This window comes from Candidatus Endomicrobiellum cubanum (assembly GCF_031278955.1).
Classification (GTDB): domain Bacteria; phylum Elusimicrobiota; class Endomicrobiia; order Endomicrobiales; family Endomicrobiaceae; genus Endomicrobiellum; species Endomicrobiellum cubanum.
This window is the reverse complement of the sequence record NZ_JAITJM010000070.1, coordinates 20,889-28,303: the sequence shown is the minus strand read 5'-3', so window position 1 is coordinate 28,303 and position 7,415 is coordinate 20,889. Positions and strand designations below refer to the sequence as shown.

Sequence of the window (7,415 nt, the reverse complement as noted above, 5' to 3'; positions counted from 1 at the left end):
GTCGCGCCGAATATGCGAAAAGTAGCTGAAGCATTGGCAAGGAAGTATGATTGAATTTTTTCCCCGAAGGAAACACTGTTCTCAACTATCTAGGGCTTACACTAATCCTTAAGGCAGGTATGATTAAGTTTTAAAATTTCACGGTTTTAAAAAAAACATTTTGTGCAAAGTTTAATTCCCCACACAAAAAAAATAGTTGCTACCAGCGATAAAAGAAGATATATAACGTAGTGTCTTGTCATTTTATAAATAGGCTTTATAATCTATGTTTGGGAAAATATTATTTTTATGTTCTAGACTCTGCAAGTATACTTCATCTAAAGAATTAGAATTTATCTGAGTATACAAATTCGTAAAGCTAATCAAATGATCTTTTGTTCTTTTAATAGCATACTCAATCATTGTACCGGTTGTCATAATAAAAGCCCAATCTGAAGATTGAGCAAGTAAAAGTTCTCTTGCAGATTGTTTTAACGCTCTTTCCAAAACTCCATTAGCATTAGGGAATTTACTTGCAAGTTCAATCATTCTATCTTGAGCTTTGTGTAGATGTCTATATATGTAATCATTTGAACCATTTAGCCAAACTTCATAATAGCCTTTGTCGCCCCAAGACGAAGCAGCAATATCTACAACTTGGTTTACAGGAAATTTATTAAGATATTCCATAGGAGTTATAGGTTTTACAATATTTTGATCATAATGCATTTTTCTGAATAAATAATTTATAAATTCTGGCCCCTCAAACCACCAATGCCCGAAAAGTTCTGCATCGTACATAGATACAACTAAAGGTTGCCTACCTAAAACTTCAAATAAATGTTCAACTTGTTTGGTTCTATTAAATAAAAAATTGCCTGCATGTTCTTGAGCTTTGTCACTAGCCCACTGGGGGACATATGGTTGTTTATCACCTAAAGACACTCCCCCTGTAATTCTATGATACTTCATTCCCATATTTCTTCTTATACCATCAGAATGTAAATATGGTTTTACGTAGTCATAATCTAAATCGTATCCTAAATCTCTGTAAAATTCTCTATATACAGGATCACCAGGGTAACCAGTCTGAGCACTCCAAACCTGATGAGCAGTTTCCATATCTCTAGAAAATGCCGCTACACCATTTTGAGAATATATTGGAGCAAAAATTCCGTATTTTGGACGAGGTCTCCCATACAAAACAGCGTGAGATTCTGTAAAAAAAAATCTTAAATCTTCTTCAGCTAAAATTTTATCTATGCCAGGACAATAAGCACATTCAGAAAGCCATATACCATTAGGTTTTTTATCGAAATGCCTTTGATAATCTTGACACGCAACTCTAATTTGTGCTTTTTGAGCTTTTTGGTTATTCATTAGAGGTAAAAAACCATGCGTCGCACAACAAGTTATAATTTCAATTTTACCTAAATCTTGAAGTTTCTTATAACCTAAAAGAATGTTGCCATTATATTTTTTCCATAGTCTTTTACAATCTAAAAAACGTTCATAATACATTTTTGCAACATCTTGAAACTCTTTTCTGTCCTTTGTTCTATCTAATTCTTTAACCGCAAGTTCTATGTGCCTATTTAGACGATTATAATAACGTTCTTGGAGAAGGCTATCTACAAGCATATTACACAAAGTAGGAGTGATAGTCATTGTAAGTCTAAAGTCAACACCATCTCGCACAAATTTCTCAAATACTGACAAAAGTGGAAGATATGTTTCAGAAATGGCTTCATATAACCAATCTTCTTCTAAAAAGTCATGGTACTCCGGATGCCTTACATATGGAAGGTGAGCATGCAATTGTAAACACCAATAGCCTTTATTATTCATAAAAACCTCAAAAAGTTTTTAGCTAATAACTTAAAGGGCGGCCAGAACTAGAACCGCCAAACACCTTACTGGAAGGAAGTTTTAAAAATTCCTCCCAGTGCGCTTGCATAGCCTTTACTAAATCATACGAGTTTAAAGAATTGTTTACATCGTTAGACATTTTAAGAAGTTTTTCAAACTCTAATTTTAAGGATGCCCATTGTTCTTCTGTAATATCTGAAATGCCATACCTGGGACTAGTAAGTGTGTTAGATCTTGCTATTGTTATAAACCTTCCATCTCTTAAAAAATAACCTAAATCTACACACCAAGAACAATTATATTCCCCAAGATTTATATACCAGCTTAAGGCATCTGGACGTATTCTTATATCAAAATATTTGTTAGCATTAAAACCATCAAAATCTATATATGAAATATCATAAACTCTTAAAACTAAAGATAAAATGTTAAAAGGCTCTCCATCCTTGCTTTGAAACTCTTCAATTGTATGCGTAGAAATTTCCCAATACGTGTATATCCAAATCGGATCTTTTGGAAGTATAACTATCTTTGTATCATTGTAAGTTCTTGGCAAATCACAATTTTGATAAGAAACCGCTTTGTTGACTTTATTTAATTTAGAACTTAAATTTTCTTTAGTAAAAGTCATAGCAAATTCCTTAACAATGTAATTAAAGCAGGAGGTTTATGAATTTTACATTTTTTTTACAAATAATTCAATTTCTCAACTAAATTTTTAGCATCACTAATGTTTTTTTCAATAAAAGAGTATTCCCATGCTCCATATCTACCTATTGAGAAAATATTATTTTTAATTAAAAAATCATTTATTTCTTTTAAAGATTTCTCTTTATTCTTATCAAAAATAACATAAGCATAGGGTATATCAACAGTACAGTGAGCAATAATTTTATCATCATCTCTTATAAAACTGATTTTTTTTAAGTCTTTTATTATATTTTCTGTATTTTTATTATATTCTATATTACTAAAAGAAGAGTGTTCCACATAAAAATTATAACAATGTTTAGGCGCACTTTTTGGATTAACATTTGAATATATACCAATTCTATAAAAAGAAAATTTACTTTCTGGCACATATATCCAATGCTTACCTTTTAATATTTCTGGCACACCTTTAGTAGATTTTACTCCTATATTTATACATCTTACACTACTATATAAAAGTTTTTCTGAAGTTATTTTTACACTTTTAGGAACACTCTTTATTTGTTTTAATAATTCTAGCAAAGGTTGAGTTGATATAATTTTGTTATACTTATAGCACTTACCGTTTTTGCAATAAACTACTTTGTTTTTTATATCTATTTTTGTTGTTTTAGAGTTAAAGTTAACCTTAACTTTTTTTAACAAACCATCTATTAAAGCTCCACACCCATTTTGTTTAGGATAATAAAACACGCTATTATATCCGTACTTTTTTTTATTTTTTACGGATGCAGACCTTATTATATCTTCTGCATCAGGTTTTGGAACAAATTGCCCAACCCAAGTAGCATTCAATTTATTTAAATTATAACTCCATAACTTTTTATTGTACGGCTCCATAAAATACTTTGTAATACCATCGCCAAACATAGATTTTGACCAATTTAAAAAAGACATGTCCTTATGTATGTCTACACTTTTCCTTTTAATTATGCCATCTAGGCAGTCTTTTTTTATTTTATCTGAAAGGTAACTCAAATTTGCTTGAAATGGATAAGGCACAAAAGTTTTATCTATATATATACAGGCATTTCTTTTAACTTCAAAAACTCCTCCAGCAATCCTATTTACAAACTTTTTTATTTTTTCATCTTTTAGATGTATGAAATGACCTGAACAATCAAAAGTAAAACCATCTTTATAATATGAAGCACAAAGTCCACCAGCATATTGTTTAGACTCTAAAACTTCATAAGGTTTTTTTAAAAAATATGCGCTGGTTAAACCTGTAATTCCTGCACCTATTATAATAATTTTGTTCATTAATCTACCTTTACAGCAGTTAAAATTATGCTAACTATCCACATCAAAATACCGACCATGCTAAAAAGAAGCAAAGCACTAAACATGCTTAAAACAGTAAATAAGTAAGCGCAAGCAGCAAAAACCAAGCAAGCTGTATAGGTAATTACAAGTATTTGTTTTTTTGAAAATCCTATTTTACTCAAACGTAAAGCATAATGATCTTTACTTCCAACAAACGGAAGTATGCCCTTTTTTATTCTACACACACTTACTAAGACAGTTTCATAAATAGGTATAGCTAGTACAAAAATCGGGGCAAATAAACCTATATCACTTACTGAAGAATAGGACGTGCCAAGAGAAACACAAGCTATTATAAAACCAATAAATAAGCTGCCAGTATCTCCCATAAAGATCTTTTTTGATTTAGAAAGATTATAGGGGATAAAGCCAAGCAATGCTCCAGCTAAAACTATTGAACAAAAATTGATATAACGAAGTTGAGAGGATAATGATATCAGCAAAAATGTAAAAGAGGCTATTACTGCTATACCACTAGATAAACCATCCATTATATCTATAATATTAAATGCATTTGTTATACCAACTATCCACACTATGCTCATTAAACACGATAACCAATAGACAGGAATAAAATTCATTTTTATATTAAATAAAAACACTATTATAGCTGCTGACAAAAATTGAACAATAAGTTTAGACTTAAAGCCTAGCCCACCTTTTTTTATATCATCAATGAATCCTATAACAAGCATCATGAAAGCACCGATTAGGATGCCTCGTAAATTTCTTAAAGTTAGTGTCGGAAAAGACGTAAATACTCTAATTAAAATTAAAGATAGAGTCCAAGCTGAAGCTATAGCAATACCGCCCAAATAAGGAGTATTTATTTTATGTGTCTTAACGCTTGTATTAGGTATATCTAAAACATTTAATTTTATGGCTAAGAGTCTACAAATTGGTGTCAAAATAACTGAAATTAAAATAGCTGTACAAAAAGAATATAAATATAACAAATTTTCATTTAGCATTTTCTTTTTCCTCGTCTTTTGCTTTTGCAAAATTAAACAAATCTGCTAAAGACAAATTAGTTTTAACTATACATATAAAACCTAGACCGAAAATACCTATAAGAGTAAGTAAATGACTTATGGCAATACAAGTAAAAGCCAAATCTTTATCTATACCTAAAGACGATAAGGACAAAACACCCATCAATTCGTAAGCGCCAAAATAGCCTGGCATAGTAGGAACTATAGACCCTACACCTATTATAATAACTGTAAAAATAGCTCCAAGAATAGAAAGCTTTATGCCACATGCGTGAGCTATAATAACAAGAGTTAGAGATTCCGTTAACCATACAATAATAGATGAAATTAAAACTCTAAGCAAGATAGTAGGTCTTTTAAGTATACCCAGACCACTTGCAAATTTATTAAAAAATTTTAAAATAAAAGATTTTATCTTATCTGGAATTGCTATTTTTGATAATAATTTTATTACATTATCTTCATAAATTATAATTATATAAAGAACAATAAAACAAAAAATTCCAATAGCAAATAAAACATAAAAAGATTTCTCTACGATATCAGGAAAAGGCATAAATAGAAAGATTAAAAAAAAGAATAAAATAAACATCAATATATCGAATAATCGTTCTATTATAATTGTAGCTAGAGCCGCACTGCCAGAGATTTTTAAATATTGACCTGTTATTTTTGCTCTTATAAATTCCCCTAATCTTAGGGGCACAATATTATTTGCAAAAAATCCAATAACAGTATAAGGAAAATTTTCTAATATTTTAGTCTTTTTCAATGGAAGTAAAATAAAGCAATATCTTACTGCTCTAAAGATGTAAGCAGAGACATATACTATTAAAGCCGGAAATAAAAACCAATAATTAACACTTTTTATAAGAGCTAACGATCTTGTAAAATCTATTTGTCTTAAAGTTAAATACACTAAAACCAAGCTTATAACCACACCCATCATTATTTTAAAAAAATGTTTTTTAAACATCGTTTGCTACTCCTAAACTTATTAAAGTATTGTAATTTTCATAGTACAGAAAATTAAAAGGATCCATCAATATAGCTTTGTCTATATACTTTTTCACATGGTCCTTCTTGCCATAAAAACTATAAAGCCACGCAAGTTGATAACAATAATTACTATTATAATTATTTAAATTTAAAGAACGAGAGTATAAACTTATAGCAAGCTCCAAAAAAATTCTTTTTTTAGTATTTTGATATTTATAAAAATAGATATCTCCAAGTCTAGCAAAAGTTTCAGGGTTCAAACTGTCTTTACATACAGAATTAATAAAAAGCTCTTGTGCAACTGGATATTTAGCAGTAGCTAAATAATAAATCCCCTTATTATATTGTTCTTTGGCATATACAAATCTTCCTAAGGCAAAAATAAAAGGTACAAACAATAAAATGAGAATATGTGAATTTATTTTACGTTTTCTTACTTTAATATTTTTAACTTGCCTAACAGGCATTGCTAAAATGGAAAAAAACAATAGCATATTACTTGAAATAAATGCAGAAGAATTAAAAAAATTATAAAGTAAAAAAGATATACTAGCAACAAAAATGGCAAAATAAAAATCTCTGTTTTCTTTTATTTTTCTAATACTATAATAAAAAAATGTTACAAGTATTAATATAAAAAATACAAAACCAAAAATCCCATTTTCACATAATACTTGTAAAAATATATTATCTATGTTAGAAATATCTATATCTTGTATTAAACCATAAGCACGCGATACAGTTTTATAGTTATTGAATCCAACTCCTATTAAAAAATTATCTTCTATTACAAAAAGGGCTGTTTTCCACATAAATATTTTACTATTAAAAAAGTTGGTTTTAAAAAGCCAATAGCAAGGTAGCACAGAAAATAAAGCAAAGCTCAAAGAAAAAATATTCTTTATTTTGTGCTTTTTTAAGAAAAATATAGAGCCAGCAAAAACCAAGCAAGCTATAGTTATTGGGATAAGCAATTTTGTTAATAAAATTGCACAAAATAATATATAGGGTAAAAATTTATAAACTTTTGCTTGGTCATTCCAAAATGCAAAAGATAGGGAAAAGGAAACTAATAAAAAACAAACGTAAGTAGTAACACAAGAAGTTGACATACTTGCCTTCAAAAAATTCACAGAAGATAAATTAAAAGCAAAAATATATATAGACAGCCAAAGACCCATAAAAACTGAAACGTTAATCATAAATTTTTTTTGTGCCTGACTTAAAAAAGTAGTTAACAAATAAATTACCACACTGCCTAAAAGTAAAAATATCTCACCTCTGACGTTGTATTTATAATCTGCAAAATAGTAAGAAATGATAACATTTAAAACAAATAAAACTACAAAAATACTATATTTGTTAAAAGTAAACTTGAAATTATTTAAAAATGAAATGAATACTATACTGAGAAAAACAAAAATTGCAGCGTATATACTAAAAGATGACAAAAAACGAGAAAACATTGAAAAAACCAAAGCAACAACAATTACAAATCCTAAAAAATTAAAATTTTCCGTATTAGACCGTAAAAGCATA

6 protein-coding genes are annotated in these 7,415 nt (G+C 28.8%); all 6 read right to left on the bottom strand.

Features of this window, described 5'->3' with window-relative positions; genetic code table 11:
* Nucleotides 1-243: 243 nt before the first annotated feature.
* From LBD57_RS06555 to LBD57_RS06530, 6 genes are read right to left on the bottom strand one after another with little or no spacing between them, the layout of a single operon-like run.
* Nucleotides 244-1,827 carry a glycoside hydrolase family 57 protein gene (locus LBD57_RS06555; protein ID WP_373470535.1) on the bottom strand — a complete coding sequence of 528 codons (1,584 nt, stop codon included), beginning with the start codon at nucleotides 1,825-1,827 and terminating at the stop codon, nucleotides 244-246.
* 22 nt (nucleotides 1,828-1,849) lie between these two features.
* Nucleotides 1,850-2,479, bottom strand: a complete 630-nt coding sequence (locus tag LBD57_RS06550; RefSeq protein ID WP_373470534.1) for a DUF4912 domain-containing protein — start codon at nucleotides 2,477-2,479, stop codon at nucleotides 1,850-1,852.
* Between the two features lie 56 nt (nucleotides 2,480-2,535).
* Nucleotides 2,536-3,822 (bottom strand): NAD(P)/FAD-dependent oxidoreductase, encoded by a 1,287-nt coding sequence (locus LBD57_RS06545; RefSeq protein ID WP_373470533.1) that lies wholly within the window; start codon nucleotides 3,820-3,822, stop codon nucleotides 2,536-2,538.
* Complete coding sequence (locus tag LBD57_RS06540; RefSeq protein ID WP_373470532.1) at nucleotides 3,822-4,856, bottom strand: glycosyltransferase family 4 protein; 1,035 nt, start codon at nucleotides 4,854-4,856, stop codon at nucleotides 3,822-3,824. Before LBD57_RS06540 ends, LBD57_RS06545 begins: the two co-directional genes overlap by 1 nt.
* Entirely contained in the window at nucleotides 4,846-5,853 is a 1,008-nt protein-coding gene (locus LBD57_RS06535; protein ID WP_373470531.1) for a lysylphosphatidylglycerol synthase transmembrane domain-containing protein, read from the bottom strand. The genes LBD57_RS06540 and LBD57_RS06535 overlap by 11 nt, the downstream gene beginning before the upstream one ends.
* Nucleotides 5,846-7,414 (bottom strand): O-antigen ligase family protein, encoded by a 1,569-nt coding sequence (locus LBD57_RS06530; RefSeq protein ID WP_373470530.1) that lies wholly within the window; start codon nucleotides 7,412-7,414, stop codon nucleotides 5,846-5,848. Before LBD57_RS06530 ends, LBD57_RS06535 begins: the two co-directional genes overlap by 8 nt.
* Nucleotide 7,415: the final 1 nt, after the last annotated feature.

Coding starts and splice junctions, on each gene's coding strand:
- LBD57_RS06555 (WP_373470535.1), bottom strand. CDS start 1,827: ATGAATAATAAAGGCTATTGGTGTTTACAATTGCATGCTCACCTTCCA.
- LBD57_RS06550 (WP_373470534.1), bottom strand. CDS start 2,479: ATGACTTTTACTAAAGAAAATTTAAGTTCTAAATTAAATAAAGTCAAC.
- LBD57_RS06545 (WP_373470533.1), bottom strand. CDS start 3,822: ATGAACAAAATTATTATAATAGGTGCAGGAATTACAGGTTTAACCAGC.
- LBD57_RS06540 (WP_373470532.1), bottom strand. CDS start 4,856: ATGCTAAATGAAAATTTGTTATATTTATATTCTTTTTGTACAGCTATT.
- LBD57_RS06535 (WP_373470531.1), bottom strand. CDS start 5,853: ATGTTTAAAAAACATTTTTTTAAAATAATGATGGGTGTGGTTATAAGC.
- LBD57_RS06530 (WP_373470530.1), bottom strand. CDS start 7,414: ATGCTTTTACGGTCTAATACGGAAAATTTTAATTTTTTAGGATTTGTA.